Source organism: Desulfobaculum senezii, assembly GCF_054657395.1.
This window is the reverse complement of sequence record NZ_BAAHYU010000002.1, coordinates 1,813,611-1,835,639: the sequence shown is the minus strand read 5'-3', so window position 1 is coordinate 1,835,639 and position 22,029 is coordinate 1,813,611. Positions and strand designations below refer to the sequence as shown.

At 61.4% G+C, this 22,029-nt stretch carries 18 protein-coding genes; 7 read left to right on the top strand and 11 right to left on the bottom strand.

What is annotated here, in order from left to right; translation table 11 throughout:
* Nucleotides 1-72: 72 nt before the first annotated feature.
* From ACYQ2T_RS08885 to ACYQ2T_RS08870, 4 genes are all read right to left on the bottom strand, one after another.
* Entirely contained in the window at nucleotides 73-1,299 is a 1,227-nt protein-coding gene (locus ACYQ2T_RS08885) for a M20 family metallo-hydrolase (RefSeq protein WP_459900017.1), read from the bottom strand.
* 240 nt (nucleotides 1,300-1,539) lie between these two features.
* A complete protein-coding gene (locus tag ACYQ2T_RS08880; RefSeq protein WP_404845115.1) occupies nucleotides 1,540-1,827 on the bottom strand; it encodes a PxxKW family cysteine-rich protein in 288 nt (95 codons plus the stop codon).
* Between the two features lie 98 nt (nucleotides 1,828-1,925).
* Entirely contained in the window at nucleotides 1,926-3,329 is a 1,404-nt protein-coding gene (locus ACYQ2T_RS08875) for an amidohydrolase (protein ID WP_459900016.1), read from the bottom strand.
* Nucleotides 3,326-4,660, bottom strand: coding sequence for an amidohydrolase (locus ACYQ2T_RS08870; RefSeq protein WP_459900015.1), 1,335 nt, complete (start codon nucleotides 4,658-4,660; stop codon nucleotides 3,326-3,328). Before ACYQ2T_RS08870 ends, ACYQ2T_RS08875 begins: the two co-directional genes overlap by 4 nt.
* Before the next feature lie 521 nt (nucleotides 4,661-5,181).
* Between ACYQ2T_RS08870 and ACYQ2T_RS08865 the strand changes: the two genes are divergently transcribed.
* The 3 genes from ACYQ2T_RS08865 (at nucleotide 5,182) to ACYQ2T_RS08855 (ending at nucleotide 8,534) form a co-directional block, all read left to right on the top strand.
* Nucleotides 5,182-6,810 (top strand): BCCT family transporter, encoded by a 1,629-nt coding sequence (locus ACYQ2T_RS08865; protein ID WP_459900014.1) that lies wholly within the window; start codon nucleotides 5,182-5,184, stop codon nucleotides 6,808-6,810.
* 97 nt (nucleotides 6,811-6,907) lie between these two features.
* Entirely contained in the window at nucleotides 6,908-7,828 is a 921-nt protein-coding gene (locus ACYQ2T_RS08860; protein WP_459900013.1) for a glycine betaine ABC transporter substrate-binding protein, read from the top strand.
* Nucleotides 7,829-7,847: 19 nt separating this feature from the next.
* The gene (locus ACYQ2T_RS08855) at nucleotides 7,848-8,534 is read left to right on the top strand and encodes a S1 family peptidase (protein ID WP_459900012.1); all 687 of its coding nucleotides are present in this window, start codon (nucleotides 7,848-7,850) and stop codon (nucleotides 8,532-8,534) included.
* A gap of 74 nt (nucleotides 8,535-8,608) precedes the next feature.
* Here ACYQ2T_RS08855 and ACYQ2T_RS08850 read toward each other — a convergent pair whose 3' ends face one another.
* Together ACYQ2T_RS08850 and ACYQ2T_RS08845 are read right to left on the bottom strand one after the other, a co-directional pair.
* Nucleotides 8,609-9,619, bottom strand: coding sequence for a methyltransferase family protein (locus ACYQ2T_RS08850; protein ID WP_459900011.1), 1,011 nt, complete (start codon nucleotides 9,617-9,619; stop codon nucleotides 8,609-8,611).
* Between the two features lie 31 nt (nucleotides 9,620-9,650).
* Nucleotides 9,651-10,082 (bottom strand): MarR family winged helix-turn-helix transcriptional regulator, encoded by a 432-nt coding sequence (locus ACYQ2T_RS08845; protein ID WP_459900010.1) that lies wholly within the window; start codon nucleotides 10,080-10,082, stop codon nucleotides 9,651-9,653.
* 345 nt (nucleotides 10,083-10,427) lie between these two features.
* On the opposite strand from ACYQ2T_RS08845, the gene ACYQ2T_RS08840 reads away from it, so the two are divergent.
* From ACYQ2T_RS08840 to ACYQ2T_RS08830, 3 genes are all read left to right on the top strand, one after another.
* The gene (locus ACYQ2T_RS08840; protein WP_459900009.1) at nucleotides 10,428-10,988 is read left to right on the top strand and encodes a GAF domain-containing protein; all 561 of its coding nucleotides are present in this window, start codon (nucleotides 10,428-10,430) and stop codon (nucleotides 10,986-10,988) included.
* Between the two features lie 273 nt (nucleotides 10,989-11,261).
* Entirely contained in the window at nucleotides 11,262-12,296 is a 1,035-nt protein-coding gene (gap, locus tag ACYQ2T_RS08835) for a type I glyceraldehyde-3-phosphate dehydrogenase (protein WP_404845106.1), read from the top strand.
* Entirely contained in the window at nucleotides 12,293-13,276 is a 984-nt protein-coding gene (locus ACYQ2T_RS08830; RefSeq protein ID WP_459900008.1) for an L-lactate dehydrogenase, read from the top strand. Before gap ends, ACYQ2T_RS08830 begins: the two co-directional genes overlap by 4 nt.
* Before the next feature lie 320 nt (nucleotides 13,277-13,596).
* On the opposite strand, the gene ACYQ2T_RS08825 is transcribed toward ACYQ2T_RS08830, so the two are convergent.
* From ACYQ2T_RS08825 to hpdB, 5 genes are all read right to left on the bottom strand, one after another.
* Nucleotides 13,597-14,196 (bottom strand): DUF4125 family protein, encoded by a 600-nt coding sequence (locus tag ACYQ2T_RS08825; protein ID WP_459900007.1) that lies wholly within the window; start codon nucleotides 14,194-14,196, stop codon nucleotides 13,597-13,599.
* A gap of 148 nt (nucleotides 14,197-14,344) precedes the next feature.
* The gene (locus tag ACYQ2T_RS08820; protein ID WP_459900006.1) at nucleotides 14,345-15,325 is read right to left on the bottom strand and encodes a glycyl-radical enzyme activating protein; all 981 of its coding nucleotides are present in this window, start codon (nucleotides 15,323-15,325) and stop codon (nucleotides 14,345-14,347) included.
* An 80-nt stretch (nucleotides 15,326-15,405) separates the two neighbouring features.
* Complete coding sequence (locus tag ACYQ2T_RS08815; RefSeq protein ID WP_459900005.1) at nucleotides 15,406-16,701, bottom strand: MFS transporter; 1,296 nt, start codon at nucleotides 16,699-16,701, stop codon at nucleotides 15,406-15,408.
* A gap of 85 nt (nucleotides 16,702-16,786) precedes the next feature.
* On the bottom strand, nucleotides 16,787-17,047 hold the full coding sequence (hpdC, locus tag ACYQ2T_RS08810; protein ID WP_459900004.1) for a 4-hydroxyphenylacetate decarboxylase small subunit: 261 nt from the start codon (nucleotides 17,045-17,047) through the stop codon (nucleotides 16,787-16,789).
* Nucleotides 17,048-17,049: 2 nt separating this feature from the next.
* Nucleotides 17,050-19,764, bottom strand: coding sequence for a 4-hydroxyphenylacetate decarboxylase large subunit (hpdB, locus tag ACYQ2T_RS08805; RefSeq protein ID WP_459900003.1), 2,715 nt, complete (start codon nucleotides 19,762-19,764; stop codon nucleotides 17,050-17,052).
* Between the two features lie 343 nt (nucleotides 19,765-20,107).
* On the opposite strand from hpdB, the gene ACYQ2T_RS08800 reads away from it, so the two are divergent.
* Nucleotides 20,108-21,679 (top strand): sigma-54 interaction domain-containing protein, encoded by a 1,572-nt coding sequence (locus tag ACYQ2T_RS08800; protein WP_459900002.1) that lies wholly within the window; start codon nucleotides 20,108-20,110, stop codon nucleotides 21,677-21,679.
* The last annotated feature ends 350 nt before the right edge of the window (nucleotides 21,680-22,029 follow it).

Sequence of the window (22,029 nt, the reverse complement as noted above, 5' to 3'; positions counted from 1 at the left end):
CACCCGTCTGGGCGCGCGGCGGCGATGGATTGTTGACTGGTGTGGCGCGCGTGCGCCGCGTGAAGTCATGGGTTATTCGGAGAACAGCATCTCCGCGTAGACTTTGGCATCGCCCAGCTGGTGGGAGACGCGGGCGCGCTCGTTGGGCTGGTGCGCGTTGGATTCCTGCGTGGACCACACCACGGCGTCCAGACCGGAGCGGCGCAGGAATGCGGCCACGGTGCCGCCGCCAACGCCTACGGGGCGGGCTTCCACGCCGTAGACGGCCTTGACGGCTTCGGCCAGCTTCTTGACCACGAAGGCGTTTTCGCTTGTGGCGGGAGCGGCCTGCTCACCCTGCAGGATGTCGTATTCGCAGCGTACGCCGTGCTCCATTTCGATATCCGCACCCATGTCCTTGATGGCGCTCATGACGTCGTCAAGGTCGTAGTGCGGCAGGATGCGTGCGTCGATGTAGAAGACGTCCTTGCCGGGAATGGTATTGATATTGGGGACGTTGGCGTCCTTCTTGGTCGGCTCGAAGGTGGAGACCGACGGCTCGAACAGGTCGTCGTTGTCGGGGAACATGTCGTACAGCTCATGCACGCGGGTGATGAAGTCCGACGCGGCGATGAGGGAGTTGACGCCTTCCAGCGGGGTGGACGCGTGGCACTGCTTGCCGATGACGGAAACCTTCACCCACATGGAAGACTTTTCGGCTACCTCAATCTGCGTGGAGTCCGGGGCGCCCATGTCGGGCACAACGATGAGGTCGTCCTTGCCGAAGATGTCTGCGTGGTGCTCGGCAATGTAGCCGAGGCCGTACTTGCTGCCGGTTTCCTCGTCCGCCACCAGCATGATGCCGAGGTTGACGTCCGGCGTGGCGCCGGTTTCGAGGATGGCCTTGGCAAGGATGAGGCTGGGGACGATGCCTGCGTGGTCGTCCTCCACGCCGCGGCCGTACATCAGGTCGTCCTCAACGCGCAGGGTGTAGGGGTCGCCGTCCCACAGGCTTTCGTCGCCGGGGGGCACGATGTCCGTGTGGCCGATAATCCACAGCGTGCGGTCCGGGTTTGCGCCGGGGATGATGGCGGCGATGTTGGGGCGGTAGCCCGCTTCGGCGCGCTCGTCCGGGGCGCTGAGTTCGGTGATGTTCTCCAGCCCGATTTCGCGCATGTACTCCATGAGGAAGTCGGTCTTGGCCTTTTCGCCGGGGCCGTCGTTGTCCGGGCCAAGGGCGGGGATGGCGACCAGCTTGCGCTGCAGGTCAAGCAGGGCGTCGCGCTGGGAGTCGATGTATGTAAAAATTTGGTTCTTCATGAGTGCTCCGTTGGGTGAGAGGAGGCGAAAGAGCGCTGGCAGGGGCGTGCCCCAAGCTGTGCGCCGCGTCTACGGAATGTGGGTACCGCGAATCGCCGTGGGCCGCCAGTAAAAAGGGGTGGGGCCACGTGGTGGCGAGAAGGGCGCAGGGTGGATGCGGCGTGCGCTGGCGTGGCGTAGGCCTCAACGGAAAAGGGCGGACCTTTCGGCCCGCCCTTTTGATTCCTCGTCAAATGCCGACTAGCGACCTTTGGCGGCGCGCTTGGAGGCCTTGAGGGGGTTAACTTTGACCTTGCCGGCCTTGTCCTTCTCAGCGCGGACATGGGTAGCAAAGTTACAAACGCCGCTGTGCCACTTCAGTTCGGGCTGGGCGTAGGTGGTGCAGTAGTTGCCAGACTCGTGAGCCACGACACGGTCGCACCCTTCACACTTTTCGACAACCTGCTGCAGGGCAACACCGTTGTAGGTGAGGCCTTCGTCAGTCATGACGGCGTCGTCGATGATGGTCTTGCGATGTTTTTTGGCCATGAAATATTTCTCCTCTCTAAATACGACCCGGAAACGGGAAGTGTTTCCTTGGCTGTCTCTCGAAAGCGGGTGAGTATTTATTGATATGGGCGTATTTGTCAAGCCCCAGAATGGGGTTTTCCACTACGGGCCGTATCCACCCACTCCGACAACCTTCGCGCGTTGGCGCGGAGTTCCTCGGTGGTGATGTTGGCGAATGTGCCGTCCGCATAGAGGACGCGGCCGCCAACCATGGTTAGGGCGACGTCGTGCCCTCCTGCCGCGTACACGGCGTGTGAGATTGGGTTGTATACAGGACAAAGGGCTGGTTCGTCGAGCGAAAGTGCAACAATATCTGCGATATTTCCTTCACAGATGCTGCCGAGGCCTTCCCAGCCCAGGGCGCGGGCCCCGTTGACGGTGGCTGCGTCCAGCACTGCCGCGGCTGGAACGGCAGTTGGGTCGCCGCTGGAAACCTTGCCCAGCATGGCGCAGGCCGTCATTTCTCGGAAGAGGTTCAGGCTGTTGTTGCTGGCCGCGCCGTCGGTACCAAGGCACACGTTGACCCCGGCGGCGAGCAGGTCGCGCACGCGGGCAATGCCGCTGGCCAGCTTCATGTTGCTGCGCGGATTGTGCGCCACACTGGCCCCGGATGCGGCGATGCGTTCTATCTCGCCGTCGGTCAGGTCCACACAGTGCACGAGCACGCTGCGCGGCGACAGGCACCCCGCATCATCCGCAACCGCCACGGGGCGCTTGCCATACATCTCAAGGGACTGTGCGCATTCGTCGGCGCTTTCGCTGAGGTGAATCATCCACGGCATGTCCATGGCCTCGGCGGCGCGGAAGGTGTCCTTCAGGATGTCCTCGCTGGTGGTGTAGACGCCGTGGGGCGGCATGCAGACGCGGATGGTGTCCGTCTCCGCCACGGCGTCGCGCAGGGCGGCGGTCAGCTCAATGGCCTGTTGCGGCGTGTCGTAGGAGCGGGTGGGAAAGCCGAGAATCCCCTCGCCAAGCATGGCGCGGATGCCCATCTGCTGGGCGGCGCGGGCTGTTTCGCTCTCCAGCATATACATATCCGCAAAGCAGGTGGTGCCGGTGCGCAGCATCTCGGCGCAGGCCACGATGGACCCGGCATGCACGAGCTGCGGCGTCAGGCCCTTTTCCATAGGCCAAATGTGTTCCTGCAGCCAGACCATAAGGGGCTGGTCGTCGGCGAGGCCGCGAAAGGCCGTCATGGCCGCGTGGGTGTGGCAGTTGATGAGGCCGGGGAGCACCATGTGCCGCGACAGGTCGATGACGCGTGGTGCGTCTGCCTGCTGCGGACGCAGCGCCTCGTGCGGGGTGAGCGCGGCGTCCATGTTGGGGGCAAAGGCGTCGCTGATGGCGGACCAATGGTCCACGGCAACGATATCGCCGCCGGAAATGGCGATGCCTGCGTCCTCTATGACGCGGCGGTCAGCGTCCTGCGTGACGAGGATTCCTGCCCGGATGATGGTATCCGCGTGGGGGAGCGTGCTCATTTGCTGGCGGCCTCCGCTCCGGTCTGCTTGCGAATCCACTCGGCGGCGTCGCGCACTTCCGCGCACAGGGCGGGGTAATCCACGGTGAGGAACGCGCCGTCGCGGTACAGAACGTGGCCGTCCACCATGGTGAAGCGCACGTCGCCACCGCCCGCGGCGTACACCGCGTGGGAAATGGGGTTGTAAATGGGCATCAGGCCGGGCTGGTCAAGGTCGAGGGCGGTGAGGTCCGCGGCCTTGCCCGGAGCAATGCTGCCGATTTCCTCCCACTGCAGACAGGCCGCGCCGCCGCGCGTTGCCATGTCCAGCACCTGCTGGGCCGGGGCGGCTGTGGGGTCGAGGGTGGCGACCTTTTGCAGCATGGCGCAGGAGGCCATCTCCGCGAACATGTCCAGATTATTGTTGCTGCATGCGCCGTCCGTGCCGAGGCCGAGGCTGACGCCAGCCGCCTGCATGTCGCGGACGCGGGCGATGCCGCTGGCCAGCTTCATGTTGCTTTCGGGATTGTGCGCCACATGGGTGCCAGTGCGCGCGAGGGTGGCGACCTCGTCATCGGTGAGGTCCACGCAGTGCGCGGCGAGGGTGGTTGGAGTCAGCAGGCCGAGGCTGTCGAGGTAGGCCACGGGGCGCTTGCCGAATTTTTCCAGACTCTGGGCGGTTTCCGTTTCCGTCTCCGCGAGGTGGATATGCAGCGGGATGCCCAGCTCCTGCGCCAGCTCGTGGGCGCGGGTAAGCAGCTGCGGCGAGGTGGTGTACAGCGCATGCGGCATGACGGCGGTGCGGATGCGCGGGGTGTCCGCGCTGGCGGCGTGCATGCGGCGAACCACGTCAAAGGCGGCGTTCTCATCAGCGTAGGCCGGAGTGGGGAAGGAGAAAATCACCTCGCCAATGCGCGCCCGCATGCCTGTTTCGCGGACGGCGTCGGCAACGGCCTCCTCCATGAGGTACATATCATAAAAGCAGGTTGTGCCGGTGCGCAGCATCTCGCAGCAGCCGAGCAGGGCGCTCAGGCGGACAAGCTCGGGCGTCAGCTTTTGCTCCACGGGGAAGATGTGATCCGTCAGCCACTGCATGAGCGGCAGGTCGTCGGCAAGGCCGCGCATCAGCGTCATGGGTGCGTGGGTGTGGGCATTGACAAGGCCGGGCAGCAGCAGGTTGGGGCCAAGGTCGATGGTCTCCGGGGCGGACCAGTTGGCGGAAATATCCGCGAACGGACCGACGGCGGCAATGACGCCGCCCTGTATGGCCACCGCGCCGTCCTGGATGACGTCGCGGGTGTCGTTTTGCGTCACAATCCAGTCGGCGCGGACGAGGGTATCGCATGTATGCATAGGGCTACTCCTTTCGCATGAGCGATGAAGCGTTGTGTTCAAAGGAGAAGTTGTACGGCAAGCCCGTGGTCCCTGCAAGGCGGCGGAGCATGTTTGGCGCTGGCGGGGGCTGTGGGCGCGGCGAAAAATTGCGGCAAAGCGGCTCGAGATATGGCATACTGCCTTGGTGCTCCCTCCCGGCGTTTGTGCCGGGGTGGCTCCGCCCCCAAACAGGGAAACATGCGCAGCGGGAAGGCCGTTTATGTCACCTTTGCCCGGGCTACCGGGTAGAGAATGGTGAGAAGACATACCCGACTAAAACAGTCCGGTCGGGGTGAATTAGGGTAGGTGGAAGCGGCGTGATATGGAGTATCGCGAGGATTCAGGCTGGCTAAAGCCCGATCGGGTACTTGAAAAATGACAAAAATGTCGCTAGCCTCCCCACCTTCTTCATATCTACGAACCGTCGCACGCATCACACACACATCCTGTATTCGGGAAGCGCTCTTCTTCCCATTGGCGACACAACAGTTGGAGGCACTTTGATTGATAAGGAACCTCATACGCAGTCACAGAAAAGGAATTGGCTAGAGCTTGATGTCAACCCCTATGTTTTCTACATTTCCGCAGGGCTAATCGTCTCGTTCGTTGTCTTGGCCATCTCGTTCCATCAGGCCATTGGCAACTGGTTTGAGACGCTGCAGTCCAACATTGCGAACTACGGGGGCTGGTTCTTCATCTGGACCATGAACATTGCCCTCGTCTTTGCCATCACGCTCCTCCTTGGCCGATTCGGCGATGTCCGCCTTGGCGGCGACGACGCCGAACCAGAGTTCAGCACAACGGCGTGGTTTGCCATGCTGTTTAGTGCGGGCATGGGTATCGGTCTTCTCTTCTACGGCGTTGCGGAACCGATGTTCCATTTTGTGGCCTCGCCCTTTGCGGAGCCTGGCACTCCCGAGGCCGCACGTCTGGCGATGGACCTGTCCTTCCTGCACTGGGGTTTCCACCCTTGGGCACTGTACACCATCGTTGGCCTTTCCCTCGCTTTCTTCTCGTTCAACAAGGGCTACCCGCTGACCATCCGCTCCGTGCTTGCGCCGATTTTGGGCGACAAGGTCAACGGTCCGTGGGGCTACACCGTGGACATTATGGCCACTGTGGCCACGCTGTTTGGCGTTGCGACTTCCCTCGGCCTTGGTGTGCGGCAGGTGAATGCCGGTCTGCATCACCTGTTCGGTTTGCCGCAGACCCCCATTGTGCAGATTGTGCTCATCGCCTGTATTACGGCCATTGCCACTGTCTCCGTGGTGAAGGGACTGGATGCGGGTATTAAGCGCCTGTCCGAGCTGAATATCATGGTCGCCGCCGCGTTGATGTTCTTTGTGCTGGCCGTTGGCCCCACGCTGTTCATCATGAACGCGCTCATCGAGAATATTGGCTTCTACCTGCAGAATCTGCCCCAGCTCTCCACGTGGAGTGAAACCTACGAGAACACGTCGTGGCAGAATGGCTGGACCGTGTTCTACTGGGGCTGGTGGATTGCCTGGTCTCCCTTTGTGGGCATGTTTATCGCCCGCGTGTCCAAGGGCCGCACCATCCGCCAGTTTGTGCTGGGCGTTATGCTGGTGCCGTCCTTTGTGACCTTCCTGTGGATTACCGTCTTCGGCAACAGCGCCCTGAATATTGAAATGTTCGGCTCCGGCCAGATTGCGCAGGCGGTGCAGGAAAACATTCCCGTTTCGCTGTTTGTGCTGCTGGAGAAGTTCCCGCTGTCCGGCTTTACGTGCCTGCTGGCCGTCATCGTCGTCATCACCTTCTTTGTGACGTCGTCGGACTCCGGCTCCATGGTTATCGATATCATCACCGCCGATGGCAACCCCGACCCGCCGGTGCTCCAGCGTTTGTTCTGGGCCATTTCCGAAGGTGTGGTCGCAGGAGCGCTGCTGCTTGGCGGTGGCCTTGTGGCACTGCAAACGGCGGCCATCACAACGGGCCTGCCTTTTGCGGTGGTCATCCTCCTCATGTGCTGGAGTTTGTATAAGGGGCTTGATGAATATGTTGGACCGCAGCGCTTCCGCGTGGAAAAGCGTCCCAAGATTAAGGTGAAGCTCAAGACCAAGCCCAGCCCCAAAACCATCGCACGACTCAATAAGAAAAAAATGCGCTAACGCGTCGTGGGCCGGGTTGCACGCCCGGCCCACGCTTTGCTATCCCGAAAGAGACTATCGGCGTTCCGTGACCAACCAGTGTAACCGGAGGACAGCCATGAAACTCTTACGCCCCTTTGCCCTGCTTGCCATTCTCCTCAGCTTTCTCTGCGTCCCCATCCATGCCGCACATGCGGATGGCGAGGCTCCCCTTCGGCTCGCGTATGTGAACTGGAAGACCGAGGTCGCCAGCGCCAATCTTATCAAGGCCGTTGTGGAAACCCGGTATGACCGCCCCTGCGTGCTGACGGAAATGTCCCCCCGCGAAATGTGGGCGTCCGTTGCCGAAGGGCGGCAGGATGTTCTGGTTGGCGCATGGCTCCCCCGAACACAGGCCGACTACTACCGCGAGTTTGGCAGCAAGGTTGATGACCTTGGCGCAAACCTAGCTGGTGCGCAGCTTGGGCTGGTTGTGCCCGATGTAAACGTTGGCCGTCTGCCCAACGAGACCGGCCAGCGCAACGCCCCCTATATCCCCGTGACCAGCATCCCCGAATTGAAAAAGTATGCGAAGCGTTTTGACGGGCGCATCATCGGCATCGACCCCGGTGCAGGCGTGATGCACAGAACCCGCGAGGCGCTGCAGGTGTACGGGCTGGACAATATGCGTCTGGTTGAAGGCGACGAGGACACCATGCTGGAGGAGCTGTCACGGGCTATTCAGCGGCAGGAGTGGATTGTCGTTACGGGGTGGACGCCGCATTGGATGTTTGGTGTGTGGAAGCTGCGCATGCTGGAGGATCCCAAGGGAGTCTTTGGCACGGCAGAATCCATCCATACCATTGCCCGTAAGGGCTTAGAGCGGGATATGCCTGACGTGTACGAGTTTTTGGATCATTTCCATTGGACGCCCAAAGAGATGGGTCTGCTCATGACATGGATTGAACTGGACGATGGCCTTGACCCCTACGGCAAGGCGCTGCGCTGGGTGGAGACCCATCCCGCGCAGGTGAATTCGTGGATTGGCCGCCGTCCCTAACAGATAGGATTTGTTCACTATGTTCGTTTCCGCTTCTCATAAGTACCAGCATGCGACGATGATGCTCATGCGCCAGCACGGCGAGGGTGGTGCCATTTTCCTTGGTACTGCTTTTATCTGCCACAGCGAAGGCTTTCTGCTGACCGTTAAGCACCTGTATGGTGATAACCCTGACGACCTCGTTGTTGTCCCCGCCCGTTCCACGGACGAATACCAGACCATCGTGCGCGAAGAGGTGACCCCGCTTTCCGTGCAAGTGGTGGCTGAGGACCCGGGCAGTGACGTGGCGCTGCTGCGTTTTGAGCCTGCGTTGACCTTCCAGACGCCGGACCATCTGATTGGCAACAGCGAAACGTTGGCCATTGGCGCCAGCGTGCTGAGCCTTGGTTTTCCCTTTGGCAACCAGCGTCTGCACAGCCTTGCCGCTGTGTCGTCCATTGTGTCCAGCAAGGTCATCATGCCCAAGGGCTATCAGGAAATCCTCATCGACTCCCGCGTCCACATGGGCGACAGGGGCGGTCCGGTCATTTCCGTTGAGGACGAGCGCATCGTCGGCCTTGTGTGGGGACGCTTCTGCCCCATGCGCGACGGCTCGGACATCCGCGGCGCCATATGCGAAGGCTCCATGGATACCAACATCTCCGCCGTTGTCCCCATCGAGTACGGCGTAAGCCTCATGGAGGAGCAGGGACTGGAAATTTTCTAGCCCTGCGCAACTGCGTGAATTGACGGGACGGAAGGCCTTTGGCCTTCCGTCCCTTTTTTTATGCGCGGTCGCCGTTAGGCGGGCTTTTGTCCGGCAAGGAGCAGGATGCCCGTGGTGGGGGAAACCTGTGCGTGGAGGTTGCTCAGCCCTGCGGCGTGCAGGTGCCCCAGCATGGCTTCCCGGTCAAGGTGGTGGGTCGGGTAGCCGCTGAGGACGGTGAGAAACTCTGTAAACGCTTGCGCTGGGTGCCACGCCTCATCTTCTGGGCGGGCGCAATGGCAGGCCACAAACCATCCGCCCGGAGCGAGGGCGGCGGTCACTTTGCCAAGGATGGCGTCCATGGCGTCGTGCATGCCGTACAGCACGTGCGAGGCAAAGACGAGGTCGTAGTCTGCGCCAAGGGAATCATCTGTGCGCAGGTCCATGGGGCGGGTGGTCATGCGGTCCGCGTAGCCCTTTTCGGCGTGGAAGGCGCGGATGGTGTCCGCAACGCTGGGCAGGTCGCACACCGTTGCTGTCAGGCCGGGATTTTGGTCCAGCAGGGCCATGCTGTAATAGCCATGGTTGCCGCCCACATCGCACATGGTTTTGAACCCGGAGAATCCGGGCAGGGCGGTGATGAAGGCTGTGGACTCCTGCAGCATGCCGCACAGGGCGTAGTTGCCAAGGCTTTCAAGGGCGTCGCGGCTGGCCCAGCCTGTGTCGGTGCGGTCGCGTTCCTTGTGGGCCGGGTGCAGGATCCGCTCGGTGATGCTTTGGGAGAAGGTTTCGTAATGCTTGAGTTGGAGGTCCAGTTCCGCTCCGCGGTAGGCCGGGGAGGAGGTGGCTAAAAACTCCTGCGCCGTTGGCGTGTTGTGGTAGGTGTCACCCTTGCGTTCAAGAAGGCCGATGGCGGTCAGCACATCCAAAAAGCGCGCGCAGACATCCGCGCGGCATCCAAGGCGTGCCGTAACGCCATCCGCCGTGGCGGGCAAATAATCAAAAACGCGCATCTCAAGGGCAGCGGTCAGCAGATTGCTGAACTGGGACTGGATAATGAGGCGCTCGATGGGACGAAAGTCCGCGGTAACTTTGGGCACGAACATGGTTCGCTCCTTCCCCCGCAGTGCGGGGAGGTCAGGTGTCGTCGAGATAGTTGTCCATCCAACAGTCCATCTCGAAGAACAGCTGTTTGACGATGCGGCGCTGGTCGGCATCCAGCCTCTCAAGAAAAGCCAGAAAACGCTGGTCGCGCTGGTCGTGGAAGGTGTCGTGCGCGGCGGCGACGCGCTCGCCCTCTGCGGTGGGGTGGATGAGCATGCGTGAGGTATTGGCCGGGTCCGGGGCCTTGTCCACTAGCCCTTTGTCCGTCAGGCGCGCCACCACCTGCGACACCGCCCCGCGCGTGACGGCGGTCTCCCGCGCAATTTCACTGACGTAGGAGCGCCCCTTGCCGGTGATGAAGGCGAGGGTGTGGATTTCCACCGGGTGCAGGGCGTAGCCGCCAAAGTCGTAGGCGCGCTTGGCCACACGGCTGAACTTGTGCAGGAAGCGTTGCAGATGCTGCATGTGCAGGTCTTTGGGGTAGTTTGGCATGGGTGGAGTGTATAGGGCCTATACACCTTTTGGCAAGCAAGAAGTGACTTTTTGCGGATGCATTTGGCGGGAGGGCGCAGGCTGTGGCATAGTGGGAATTTGGTGGGGGTGGACTGTGGCGTACTGGCGGCGGCTGGCGCCGTGGTGATGCGCCGAAAAGTGTTTCCGTCCTATACACCGGATGCGATACTTGGTATCGAAAAAGTGTTTGTCAGGTGTGGTTCTTTGTCCGTTTTGACCCGTTTGGGTTGGCGGGGAACCCTGACGCAGCGAAAAAAGCCGAGTACCGGCAGATATCCCAAACCAAAGGAGTCTCCCATGCAACGTTACGAGCGGTACTACAGATCGCTCTTTGCCGTGGCGCTGGCCATCAACTCCAGTCTGGATTTCAAGGAAGTCCTGCTCACGGTCACGCTGAAGGCAACGGAAGCCCTGGAGGTCAAGGGGTGCTCCCTGCGGCTTTTGGACCGCACGGAAAAGCAGCTCCTGCCCAGCGCCAGCTACGGCCTGTCGCAGAAATACATGCGCAAGGGCTCGGTGGAGGTGGAAAAGAGCGGCGTGGACCGCGAGGCCCTTGCCGGCAATTCCGTCTATATCGCGGACGTCACCACCGACGAACGCTTCCAGTACAAGGAGCAGGCCCGCGAGGAGGGCATTGTGTCCCTGCTGGTTCTTCCGCTTCGGGCGCAAAAGCGCAACATTGGCGTGCTGCGCTTCTATTCCGAGCGCCCGCGCGAGTTTGACGCGGACGAGCAGGAATTTGCGCGCAGCGTTGCCGCCCTGTCCGCGGTGGCTCTGGACAACGCCCGTCTCTACCAGACGCTCAAGCGCGACTACGAGACGCAGACGTCCTTTGAGTACAGAATTTTTGAGGACTAGCGCCGCCATGGCGCCGGGCCTTGTCTGGGCCGCGCCGTAAGGCGTGACTGGGCATGGGCGGCGCCGCGGTACACGTGCGGCACGCGCGTAAAGACAGATGCAACATCCCACTAATCCGGATGCGAGGGGCGGCACGCCCGCGCGGCATGGTCCGCGCGGCGGCTGAGGGCGGCGCCACATGCGCCGCGGCCAAGGGTGCCCCGGCCCACTCTGGGAAACCGGCGTACCACAGTGGCCCCAGCATGCCCCCGTCCGGCAGAGGAGATTGACGTAATGAGTACATGGAAAATCGGCATCAACGGCTTTGGCCGAATCGGTCGGCAGGTCCTCAAGGCGGTGCATGAGCGATGGAGCGACCAGCTGGAAGTTGTCGCCATTAATGACCTGTTTGACGTCGGCACTAACGCCCACCTGCTGAAGTACGACACCAACTACGGGCGCGCGCCTGTGGATGTCGGCTTTAAGGAAAGCGACGGCGGCCTGTCCACCGGCAGCATTCAGTATGGCGACTGGGACGTCACCAGCTTTGCCCTGCGCGACCCGCGGGATATCCCGTGGGGCGACCTTGGCGTGGATATTGTGGTGGAGTCCACAGGCATCTTCCGCACCGGGCCGCAGGCCAGCGCGCATATGAACGCCGGCGCCAAAAAGGTCATCATCTCGGCCCCGGCCAAGGAAGAGGACCTCACCGTCGTCCTTGGCGTGAACCATCAGGATTACGACCCGGATAAGCACCACATTGTGTCCAACGCCTCGTGCACCACCAACTGCCTTGCCCCTGCGGCCAAGGTTATCCATGACGCGTTCGGCATCGACTCCGGCCTGATGTGCACCATCCACTCCTTTACCAATGACCAGCGCATTCTTGACCTGCCGCATAAGGACCTCCGGCGGGCGCGCGCTGCGGCGCAGAATATCATCCCCACGTCCACGGGTGCGGCCAAGGCCGTAGCCCTCGTTATTCCCGAACTCAAGGACCGCATCGACGGCTACTCCCTGCGTGTGCCGACGCCGACGGTCTCCATCGTGGACTGCGCCCTTGTCCTGAACAACGACGCCACCACCGAAGACCTGCGCAAGGTGCTGAAGGAAGCCGCACAGGGCGAGCTGAAGGGGATTTTGGACTACAGCGGCGAGGCCCTTGTCTCCATGGACTTTAAGGGCAATCCCAATTCGTCCATTGTCGAGGAGCAGCACACCCTTGTGAAGGGCAAGCGCCTTGCCAAGCTGGTGACGTGGTACGACAACGAGTGGGGCTATTCCTGCCGCGTGGCGGACCTCGCCAAACTCATGAAGGATAAGGCATGACAGCAACACCGCGTCTGAGTTTGCCCAAAGTGGCAGTTGTCGGCGTTGGGGCGGTGGGTATGGCCTTTGCCTATGGCGCGGCCATGCGCGGCCTTGCCCGCGAAATCGTGCTGATGGACATTGATAAGGAGCGCGCGGCGGGTGAGGCTATGGACCTCTCCCACGCCACGGCCTATTCCCGGTCCGTCAGCATTACCTCCGCTGGCGTCACGCCCGAGGACTACGACACGGCGTGCCGCGGCGCGGATATCGTCATTGTGACGGCGGGCAAGGCGCAGAAGCCCGGCCAAAGCCGCATGGAGCTTTTGCAGGAGAATGCGGGCATTATTACCCGCATTGTCAAGGACATACAAAACGTGTCGCCAACGCCCATTATCATCATCGTCACCAATCCGGTGGACGTGATGACCGCTGTGGCCGTGCAGGCATCCACCCTTGCGCCCGGACATGTGTTCGGCTCCGGCACGGTGCTGGATACCGGGCGCTTTCGGCGGCAGTTGGCCAACCTCTGCGCTGTGGACGTGAAGAGCGTGCACGCGCATGTCCTTGGCGAGCATGGCGACAGCGAGGTATGCGTGTGGAGCCGCGCCAATGTCTCCAATGTACCCTTGGAGCACTTCTGCCAGCAGCGGGGCATAGTCATTGACGACGCCACCCGCCAGCGCATTGATACCGACGTGCGCCGCGCCGCGTATGAAATCATCGACCGCAAGGGCGCCACGGCCTATGGCATTGGCGCGTCCCTGTGCCGCATTCTGGAGGGGATAATCCGCGACTCCAAGACCATCCTCACGGTGTCCGCACCGGCAAAGGGTCTGCATGGTCTTGATGACGACGTGTGCATTTCCCTGCCGTGCGTTATTGGAGCCAGTGGCGTGGAGCAGGCGCTGGAGACGCCCCTTGCGGAGGCGGAGCTTGCGGCGCTCCAGCAGTCCGGCGCAGTGATTCACGAGGCCATCACGTCCTTGAAGGAGGCGTAGCCCACATCGCCATGGCGGGCGGAGGGCGCGCGGCGGTATCTTTGGAGAAAGCCTTGACAAAGGAGAAAGTTCGGACGATGACCATAGGTCTTGCCGACCTTTCGTGGCATACAATATTCCCAGTTGAGAACCCGCCGGACGCGTACCGTCCGGGGAGGTTCGCCGGGCTTAGGCACACTGATTCCATGCGGCTTCACGCCCCAAGGGATCTTTGCATATTGTGACTATCAGCGATTCGTCACAAGACCCCTCGCAATACGGCTCCCTGCTGCACACAGGGAGCCGTATTTTTTTAGCCGTGGAGTCTTTGCCGAAGGGGATTATGCCGCGCCCGTGTCCGCTCCTGTGGTGTTGTCGGCGCTTTGGGCGCTGCGGCGCTGCTGTTCTATCTGGTTGCGGTGGGCTGTGGACTCGTAGCCTGTATGGCGGAAGAGGTTGTCGTAGCGCTCCTCCACAAGGTTGCGCCCCGCGCGGCGCGAGTCCACCACAAAGCTGTGCAGGCGCTCCAGCGTATTGAGGGACAGCGTTTCCAATTCGCACGAGATGTAGGTCCGAAAGGCCTCGCCCTTGGACTCGAACAGGGCCGGGTAGCGGCTGTGCATCTCGCGCATCCATGCCATTTCCGTATCCACTATTTCATCAATGAGCAGAGACTCGCGAATGGGGGGCATGCGGCCTTCCATGCGCGCGTATTTTTCCACCATGAGGTTGCGGTCGTAGCCTTTGGCCTCCTGCAGGTCGCCAAGGTAGGCGTCCAGCACGTTTTGCGGCATGACGGAGTGCGTCATCCAGCGCATGGTGCGGAAGGTTTGCAGGTGGTCCTGACAGGGCGTGTGGACGCTGGAATAGACGGACTTGAACATCTCCAGCTCCAAATCCACAATGCGTTCTATGGTGCGCTGTGTTTGCGTATCCTTCATGGGTGTTGCTCCCGTGGGCGGCGGAAAGGGCCGTCCGCTTGAGGATTCTGCGCGCCGCGTGTGCGGCGTATGTGGCGGGGGGGGCTCTGCCCGCGCCGTGGTCGAAGCGCCGCGCGCCCCCCAAGGGCCGCGCGGCGGGCGATGCGGCCTAGAACGGTGTGTTCCAGCCAAGGAAGCAGAACAGGCCGTAGCTCTCGGCAATGTCCTTAAAGTGGTTCATCTGCTCGTCGGTGGGGGCGGTCTGCTCGGCGTAGGCGTAGGTGCGCCCCAGCTGGCGGTACTTGGATTCCCCAAGGCGGTGGAAGGGCAGGAAGTTGACCACATCAAGGCCAATGTCGCGGATGAAGGCCACCGTGGCCTCAATGTTCTCGTCCGAGTCGTTGGCACCGGGGATGACGGGCATGCGCGGGATGAGCGCGCCGTTCCAGTCGCTTTGGGCCAGCAGGCGGATGTTTTTATGGATGAGTTCGTTGCCAACGCCGGTGAGGCGCTTGTGGCTGGCGGAGTCCATGTGTTTGAGGTCCGTGAATATCCAGTCCACAGAGCGGGTGGCCTTCAGGTAGAATTCGGTTTCTATGCAGGAGGTGGTTTCAATGCAGGTGTGCATGTAGTGCTCCTTGCATGCCTTCAGCATGGCGAGGATGAAATCCTTCTGCATGAGCGGCTCGCCGCCGCTGAAGGTGACGCCGCCGTTCGCTCCCCAAAACTGTCTGTCGCGCTGGAGGATGCGCATCAGTTCGTCCACGGTGAAGCGCTCGCCACTGACGACGAGACCCTCGTGGTAGCAGGTGTCCAAACACTCGTGAGTGGTGCATCCGTCGCACTTGGATCTGTCGAAGACGAGCACGCCGTCCTGCACCGAGGGCGCGCCAACCGGGCAGGTTTCAATGCATTTGCCGCAGCACTGGCACTGGCTGGACCGGTGCATCATCACGGGCGAGTGGAACAGCCCTTCGGGATTACTGCACCACACGCAGTGCAGGGGGCAGCCGTTCAGGAAGACGGTGGTACGCGTGCCCGGACCATCGTGGACGGAGTGCCCCTGTACGTCGAAAATCAGCCCGGTGGGCTGCGGCGTCAGGCCTGCGGCTGGTGTTGGTGACGTCTGGGGATGAATAACCTTGTACATGTCGCTTCCTTGGGGCTTGGTATGGTTCAGGCCGGGGCGCACACGCGTGCGCCCCGGTAGTCAGTCTGGTTCAGAAGGGGTTACGCCTGACTGGCGACCTTTTCCCGGGCGTCAACGGGCTGTGTGGCCAGCGGCAGGGTGGAGGCCAACAGCATGGAGACAATGAAGGAGCCAAGGGCAAACAGGATGGAGTAGGTGTAGCTGCCCGTGGAGTCCTTGAGGTAGCCGCCGATGAGCGGACCGATAAACGGTCCGATGCCCATCACGATGAGCGTGGCGAGGCCCCATATCTTGCCAAGGGTCTTGCGGCCGTAGACCGCGCCCGTGTAGCCCACCACGCCGCCGGGAACCACGGCCCAGTAGATGGCGAAGATGAAGCAGGCCAGAATGCCCAGCAGGGTGGTTGTGGCGGTCTGCATCAAGAGCAGGCCGCAGGCGATGGCGCCGGTAAAGGGACCGAAGATGAGCATGCGCTTGCGTCCTTGCGATTCGCACTTGGACGCCTGCACCACCTTGTCCGCCACAATGCCCATAAGCGGCATGGAGAAGATGCCCACCACGCCAATGGTGACGTAGAGGTTGGTGGCCTTGGGCAGGGAGATGCCAAGGTCGGCGGTCCAGTAGCTGACCATCTGCGTCCACACGAGGAACTCGGCCAGCATGCTGGTCAGGAAGGTGAGGATGACGCACCAGATGGGATAGGTGGAGAAGGCCTCGCGGATACTCCACACGTATTCGGCTGCGGACGGCGTGCTGGAGGGCACCTCGCCAAAGGGTTCCATGCCGTAGTTTTCGGGATTGCGCTTGGCGACTATGGTGGCCAGCAGCAGGCAGCCAAGGGTCAGGATGCCCAGCAGCTGCATGGCGGAGCGCCACGCGTCGCCCTGTGCTCCGGCAAGGCTCTCCTTGACGAACAGGCTCATGATGACCTGCGACATGGGCGCGCCCATGAAGGCGAGGCCGAACATCTTGGCGTAGTCCTTGCCTACGTACCATTTGCGCACACTAATGGTGGACGACACCCACAGCATGCCCGTGGCGATGCCCGCCAAGACGCCGTAGGAGAAGTAATAGAACGGCAGGCTGGTGGCGTAGCTGGTGACGTAGAAACCCGCCGCGCCAAAGATGGCGGCGCAGAAGTACACGGGCTTGGTGCCCCACTTGTCCAAAATCATCCCGCACATGAAGGCGAAGATGGCGTAGAACATCATCATCAGGGAGTAGCCAAGGGTGATCTCGGCCTGGCTCCAGCCCATGTCCGTGCTCATGGGCACCTTGAGGATGGAGAAGGTGGCGCGGTAGCCGAACAGGCAAAAGAGCGCCAGCCACGAGGCGACAACCACGGACCATCCGTAGAGTTTGTTCTTGCTTTGCATAGTGAACCTTCTTCTTGAGGGGGCGGCTGGCCGCCCGGTGGAAAAAAGGCCGGGAGGATGTTCCTCCCGGCCGCTCGTGGTGGGGCTATTTGGCCTTGAACATCTCGCAGGTGACTGCCGTCATGTCGCCGTACGCCATGAACTTTGGTTCCTGCTGGCTGGCTTGGCAGATGCCGTCGAAGGTGTCCGTGCCCTCGTAGTTCGCGCAGAACTTGCACTTGGGCAGCATGGTGTAGCCTTCGGGCGCTGCGGTGTCGCCCTTGACCATTTCGCCGGTGAGGCGGTCCAGACCCTTGTCCACGTCAACGGGCACGAATTCACGGGTGTCGCGGTATTCCAGTTTCATGTCTAAATCCCCTCGTATTCGGTTCTTGCGATGAGTTCGTCCTGCACGGACTTGCCGATTTCCACCCAGTACTGGGTAAAGCCCGCCACACGGACCATCAGGTCGCGGTATTCATCAGGCTTGTCCTGCGCGCGGCGCAGCATCTTGGAGTCCACCACGTTGTACTGCACGTGGAAGCCGCCCTTGCGCATGTAGGCCTGTGTGAGGTCTACGAGCTTGCGGGAGCCTTCCACGCCCTTGATGGCGCTGGGGTGGATTTTGATGTTGAGCTGCGAGTTCTGCGACATGGAGTGGTCCCATACCGAGGCCGAGCTCATGAGGGCGAAGGGACCGTTGCGGTCCGTGCCGGGGTAGGCGGACAGGGAGGCGTCCGCGAAGGTGGTGCCGGACAGGCGGCCGTCCGGGCTGGCAATGGTGGCCGAACCCATGGCTCCGTGCGTGGAGACGGAAATCTGGCACGCGTAGAGCGGGTGACCGTACAGGGACTCGTAGTTGTAGCAGTCCGGGCAGAAGAAGTTCTCCCAGTCGAGGAGGATTTCGTCCGCGTAGGGGTCGTCGTTGCCGTATTTGGGCGCCTGCAGGCACTCAAAGTGCAGCTTGTTCCACTGGCCCTTGTCGTCGTCGCGCTTCTGCTGGTCCGCGATGGAGAAGGAGTTGACCTCGTGCGCGGTGCGGAAGCCGAAGTTCTCCAGCATGGCGGTGCGGAAGGTATCGAGGTCCACCTTCTTGTCGTCGAACACCAGCTTGCGCAGGGCGGCCATGGAGTTCACGAACGTGATGGTACCGGTGGATTCCACGTTGTAGGTGGCGTTGTAGCGGTAGCCGAGCTCGTTGATCAGGTGGCCGGAGTCCAGGCAGTCGGGCTTGAGCATGGACTGGAAGACGCCCATGTTGTTCTTGCGCCAGACGTCGTGCTGGATGTTGTTGGTCAGGGTGAGGACGTCTACGGCCTCCTGCCAGTACAGCTTGAACTGCTCCCAGATTTCCTCGTAGGTTTCCAGCTTCTTGCCGTGCGGGGCAAACACGCGCTCGCCCGTGCGCTGGTCCAGACCGTCAAAGAGGGTCAGTTCCAGAATCTTGGGCATGGAGACGAAATGCACGCCAACACTGGTGGGCTGGCCGCAGCCGCCGGGAATCCAGTATTCTTTGCCATTCAGGTGCAGGGGCTTCCAGCAGCCTGCGGAGGTTTCAAGGCAGCCGCCAATGGCCCATGCGCGGGCTTCCTCATTGGTCATGCCTTCGGGGCCGTAGTGCGCGGTCAGGAACTCCAGCGCAATTTGGTTGTTCATGAACGCCGGGTAGCCAGCGCCCGTCTTGATGACTTCCGCCGCCAGAACAAGGAAGTCCTCGGGCAGCTTTTCGTCGTAGAGCAGGGCAATGGTGGACTGCGGCATGGCGTTGGACGCCGCGGCCTTGAGGATGAGGTATTCCAGACGGTTGGTGGCGGGGCGGCCAAACTTGTCCAGACCGCCAACGGACACCGTGTTGAACGTGTTGCCGGACAGCACGCCGCCCACAACGCCCATGGAGGCGAAGCAGTCGATGGAGGTCTTGACGATGCGGTCCAGTTCCAGCAGCTCCAGGGCTTCGTCTTCGGTCAGGCGGCCGGCGGCCATGTCCTGCTCGAAGTAGGGGTACAGCACCTGACCGATGCGGCCCGGGGACATGCCGGAGATGGCGTCCTCGTTCAGCACGGCAAGGTGGACCGTTTCAATCATCTGGAAGGCCTCGCGGAAGGTGCGCGGCGGGTTGTGGGCGATCCATTCGAGGCATTCGGCGATTTCCGCGTATTCTGCACGCTGGGTTTCGTCCTGCTCGACGGATTCGAGGCGGCGGGCTTCCTTGGCGTAGTTCAGCACCCAGTTCTGCACGCCTTCCACAACGTTGATGACGGCCTCGTAGTTGTAGAGGCGGTTCATGCCGACCAGACCGTCGCCGTCGGCGCGTCCGGCCACCTTGTCCTTCAGCTCGCGCGCCATCTTGATGATGCCGTCAAAGCCGTATTCCAGCGGATAGTAATAGTTGATGACCTCGCGGCCCTGCGGGAGGGTGTAGCCGGAGTCGAACATGCACACGATGCTGCGCATGATCTGTTCCTTGGTCTCGTAGTTCGGGACCATCTTCTCGTACTTGTTGCCGAGGTCGTCCACGGACTTGCCCACCCACATCTTGGACAGCTTGACCAGAGCGGGGATTTCTTCCTGCCGCATGCCGAACTTACCCGCGATGGAGATGACCTTGCCGAAGCTGGCAACGACGTTGCCGCCGCCGGAGCCGAACTTGGAGTGCTCGTCAGCGGAGGCGGAGCCGCGCTTCATGGCTTCCTGATACAGCTCGTCCTCCTGCGCCACGTAGAAGCCCTCGGACAGCCACGGCATGGGGAAGGAGCCACGGAAGTAGTGCGCCTTGTGCATGACCAGCTTCTCACCGGGGAAGATGACCGGGGTGAGGTTGCTGAATGCGCGCTTCAGGGCCTTGGCCCGGCGGACGACGGGAATCTCGTTGTCCAGCTTCACGTACTCGCGGGTGTACCAGTAGGGGAACTCGTTGTTTGCGGACGACAGCGTCTGCATGAAGATGTTCTTGAGTTTCTGAACCCGCTCGTGGGGCTCAAGGACGATCTCGCGGTCCACGATTTCTTGGGGTGCGGTGCCGCACGCCTGGAAATCCATGGAGATGCCCGCATCTGCCATAACTTCCTTGAATGTTTTAGCCATGTGAGGCCTCCGTTTGAGTGGTGAATGAAACTGTGTGTCGCTTCATGACACCCGGAGCATTACAGGGAGTGTGCCAAGGCCACTGCGGGGGAAGGTTTTTCAAAATTTAGCATACATTTCAGTATGTTATATGAATATGCAAACTAGACTCTTGTGCTATGAAATAGCGGGATGTGTAACGCAGCGTGACACGCCACCGCGCTGGGCCGTGCGCTCAAAACGCCGGAAATCGAGGATTGACAAACTCTTCACATATGTGTCTGTGTGTGACACGGGTGTCACGCCGCGTTACACCCATTGCGACACGCTTGATGTGAACCGTGACAAAATCTGGAGGACACTCATGCAAGGGCTGAAGGTCGATTCCCGGAATCTCAAGCGGGCAGGTCTGCTGGTCTCTCACGCACTGGATGGCAACACGTTGGATGTGGAGTCGTTTCCCAAGGGGGTGGACGTTCTGGACGGAGTGGAGCGGTTTGCGGACATCAAGCACCTCATCGAATTTCAGCGCAAGATTATCGACTACTGTGCGGATGCGCTTATGGTCGTTGATACGGAAGGGTACATCATCTACATCAACGATAGCTTCTGCGAGGTCCACAACGTCCGCACATGTGAAGTGCTGGGGCGCCACGTGACCGAAGTCATAGAGAACACACGCATGCATATCGCCGCGCAGACCAGCGAGGCGGAGCATGATCACTTTCAGGATATATGCGGCAAGCCGTACGTGGTCTCGCGCATTCCCATTGTGGAGAAGGGGGAGTGTGTGGGCGTGGTGGGGATGATCCGCTTCCGGTACATGGAGGAGGTGCAACTCCTCACCAACAAGATCAAGTCCCTGCAAAACAAAATTAAGGACCTGCGCCAGCTGCGGTCCGCGCATACGGACACGCGCTATACCTTCGACCGCATCGTGGGCGTGGCCCCGAAGCTGCGCCACGCCAAGAGCGTAGCCATGCAGGCCGCGCAAACGGACGTGACCATGCTCCTGCAGGGCGAGTCCGGCGTGGGCAAAGAGGTCTTCGCCCAGAGCATCCATAACCACAGTCTGCGCGCTTGTGGGCCGTTTATCCGCCTTAACTGCAGCGCCATTCAGGAAACCATTATCGAGAGCGAACTGTTCGGCTACGAGGAGGGCGCATTTACGGGCGCGCGCAAGGGCGGACGCAAGGGCAAGTTCGAGCTGGCGGACAAGGGCACCATCTTTCTCGACGAGATAGGCGACATGCCGCTCTCTGCACAGGTGAAGCTGCTGCGCGTTATTCAGGAGAAGGAAGTGGAGCGCCTTGGCAGTGAAAAGCGCCAGAAGGTGGACGTGCGCATCATTGCCGCCACCAACCGCAACCTCAAGGATATGGTGGCGCAGGGCACCTTCCGTGAGGATTTGTTCTATCGCCTGAATGTCATCCCGGTCACCATCCCGCCCCTGCGCGAGGTGCTGGAGGAGATTCCCCGCCTCGCCAAGCAGCTGTGGCGCGAGATATCGCGCGAGCACGGCATCTTCCACAAGCGCCTGACCCCGGAGTCCATCCTCGCCCTGCAGCACCACAGTTGGCAGGGCAATATCCGCGAGCTGAAAAACGTGTTGGAATGCCTGCTGGTTATGGTGAAGCACGACCGCATCGGCAAAAGCGACATCCAGCGCGTGCTGATTCAGAACTCCGTCACCCCCCGCCCGGATGAAGACATGCTGGATGATGACTCCTTTAGCCTGTGCTCCATGGTGGAGAAGACCGAGCGCCGCGCCATCCGTTCCGCGTTGGCCACCGCCGAAGGGAACCGCTCCAAGGCCGCGAAGCTCCTCGGCATATCGCGTCCGCTTCTGTACAAGAAGATAGCCAAGTATGAAATCAGCGACATGGAGGGGCGTCCACAGTGTACGGAGCGGGAGCCTGATCCCGCCGTGTCATAACAGGGCGTGCGGGCGCGCCAGACCGGGGCCGTAGCGGTTCGTAGGGCTTCCTTGGTCCCGTGGCATACTTTGCGCGCGTTGTCTGGAAAATCGTGGCATTTTTGGTGCGCCGCAGTCTTTCGTTGGCCTTTGGGTCAGGGATGGACCGGGCGAGTGCGCTGTGGCGCGTGCTCAGGTGCGTAGCGCAGGGGACAGCGACGGGGCAGCGACGGGGCGTCTGCGGCTGAGAGGCGGCCACCCTGTCTGTGAGCAGGCCGCGCCGGTTTTTGCGTGATCGGGGCGGGTTGCCTGAGCGGGGCGCGCAGGACGCATGGGTTTTCGCCTCTTGCGTGGTGGGCGGTCACGGGCTA

What these genes read in the sequence shown, in the direction of transcription:
- ACYQ2T_RS08885 (WP_459900017.1), bottom strand. Translation starts at nt 1,299, where the DNA reads ATGAAGAACCAAATTTTTACATACATCGACTCCCAGCGCGACGCCCTG.
- ACYQ2T_RS08880 (WP_404845115.1), bottom strand. Translation starts at nt 1,827, where the DNA reads ATGGCCAAAAAACATCGCAAGACCATCATCGACGACGCCGTCATGACT.
- ACYQ2T_RS08875 (WP_459900016.1), bottom strand. Translation starts at nt 3,329, where the DNA reads ATGAGCACGCTCCCCCACGCGGATACCATCATCCGGGCAGGAATCCTC.
- ACYQ2T_RS08870 (WP_459900015.1), bottom strand. Translation starts at nt 4,660, where the DNA reads ATGCATACATGCGATACCCTCGTCCGCGCCGACTGGATTGTGACGCAA.
- ACYQ2T_RS08860 (WP_459900013.1), top strand. Translation starts at nt 6,908, where the DNA reads ATGAAACTCTTACGCCCCTTTGCCCTGCTTGCCATTCTCCTCAGCTTT.
- ACYQ2T_RS08855 (WP_459900012.1), top strand. Translation starts at nt 7,848, where the DNA reads ATGTTCGTTTCCGCTTCTCATAAGTACCAGCATGCGACGATGATGCTC.
- ACYQ2T_RS08850 (WP_459900011.1), bottom strand. Translation starts at nt 9,619, where the DNA reads ATGTTCGTGCCCAAAGTTACCGCGGACTTTCGTCCCATCGAGCGCCTC.
- ACYQ2T_RS08845 (WP_459900010.1), bottom strand. Translation starts at nt 10,082, where the DNA reads ATGCAGCATCTGCAACGCTTCCTGCACAAGTTCAGCCGTGTGGCCAAG.
- ACYQ2T_RS08840 (WP_459900009.1), top strand. Translation starts at nt 10,428, where the DNA reads ATGCAACGTTACGAGCGGTACTACAGATCGCTCTTTGCCGTGGCGCTG.
- gap (WP_404845106.1), top strand. Translation starts at nt 11,262, where the DNA reads ATGAGTACATGGAAAATCGGCATCAACGGCTTTGGCCGAATCGGTCGG.
- ACYQ2T_RS08830 (WP_459900008.1), top strand. Translation starts at nt 12,293, where the DNA reads ATGACAGCAACACCGCGTCTGAGTTTGCCCAAAGTGGCAGTTGTCGGC.
- ACYQ2T_RS08825 (WP_459900007.1), bottom strand. Translation starts at nt 14,196, where the DNA reads ATGAAGGATACGCAAACACAGCGCACCATAGAACGCATTGTGGATTTG.
- ACYQ2T_RS08820 (WP_459900006.1), bottom strand. Translation starts at nt 15,325, where the DNA reads ATGTACAAGGTTATTCATCCCCAGACGTCACCAACACCAGCCGCAGGC.
- ACYQ2T_RS08815 (WP_459900005.1), bottom strand. Translation starts at nt 16,701, where the DNA reads ATGCAAAGCAAGAACAAACTCTACGGATGGTCCGTGGTTGTCGCCTCG.
- hpdC (WP_459900004.1), bottom strand. Translation starts at nt 17,047, where the DNA reads ATGAAACTGGAATACCGCGACACCCGTGAATTCGTGCCCGTTGACGTG.
- hpdB (WP_459900003.1), bottom strand. Translation starts at nt 19,764, where the DNA reads ATGGCTAAAACATTCAAGGAAGTTATGGCAGATGCGGGCATCTCCATG.
- ACYQ2T_RS08800 (WP_459900002.1), top strand. Translation starts at nt 20,108, where the DNA reads ATGCAAGGGCTGAAGGTCGATTCCCGGAATCTCAAGCGGGCAGGTCTG.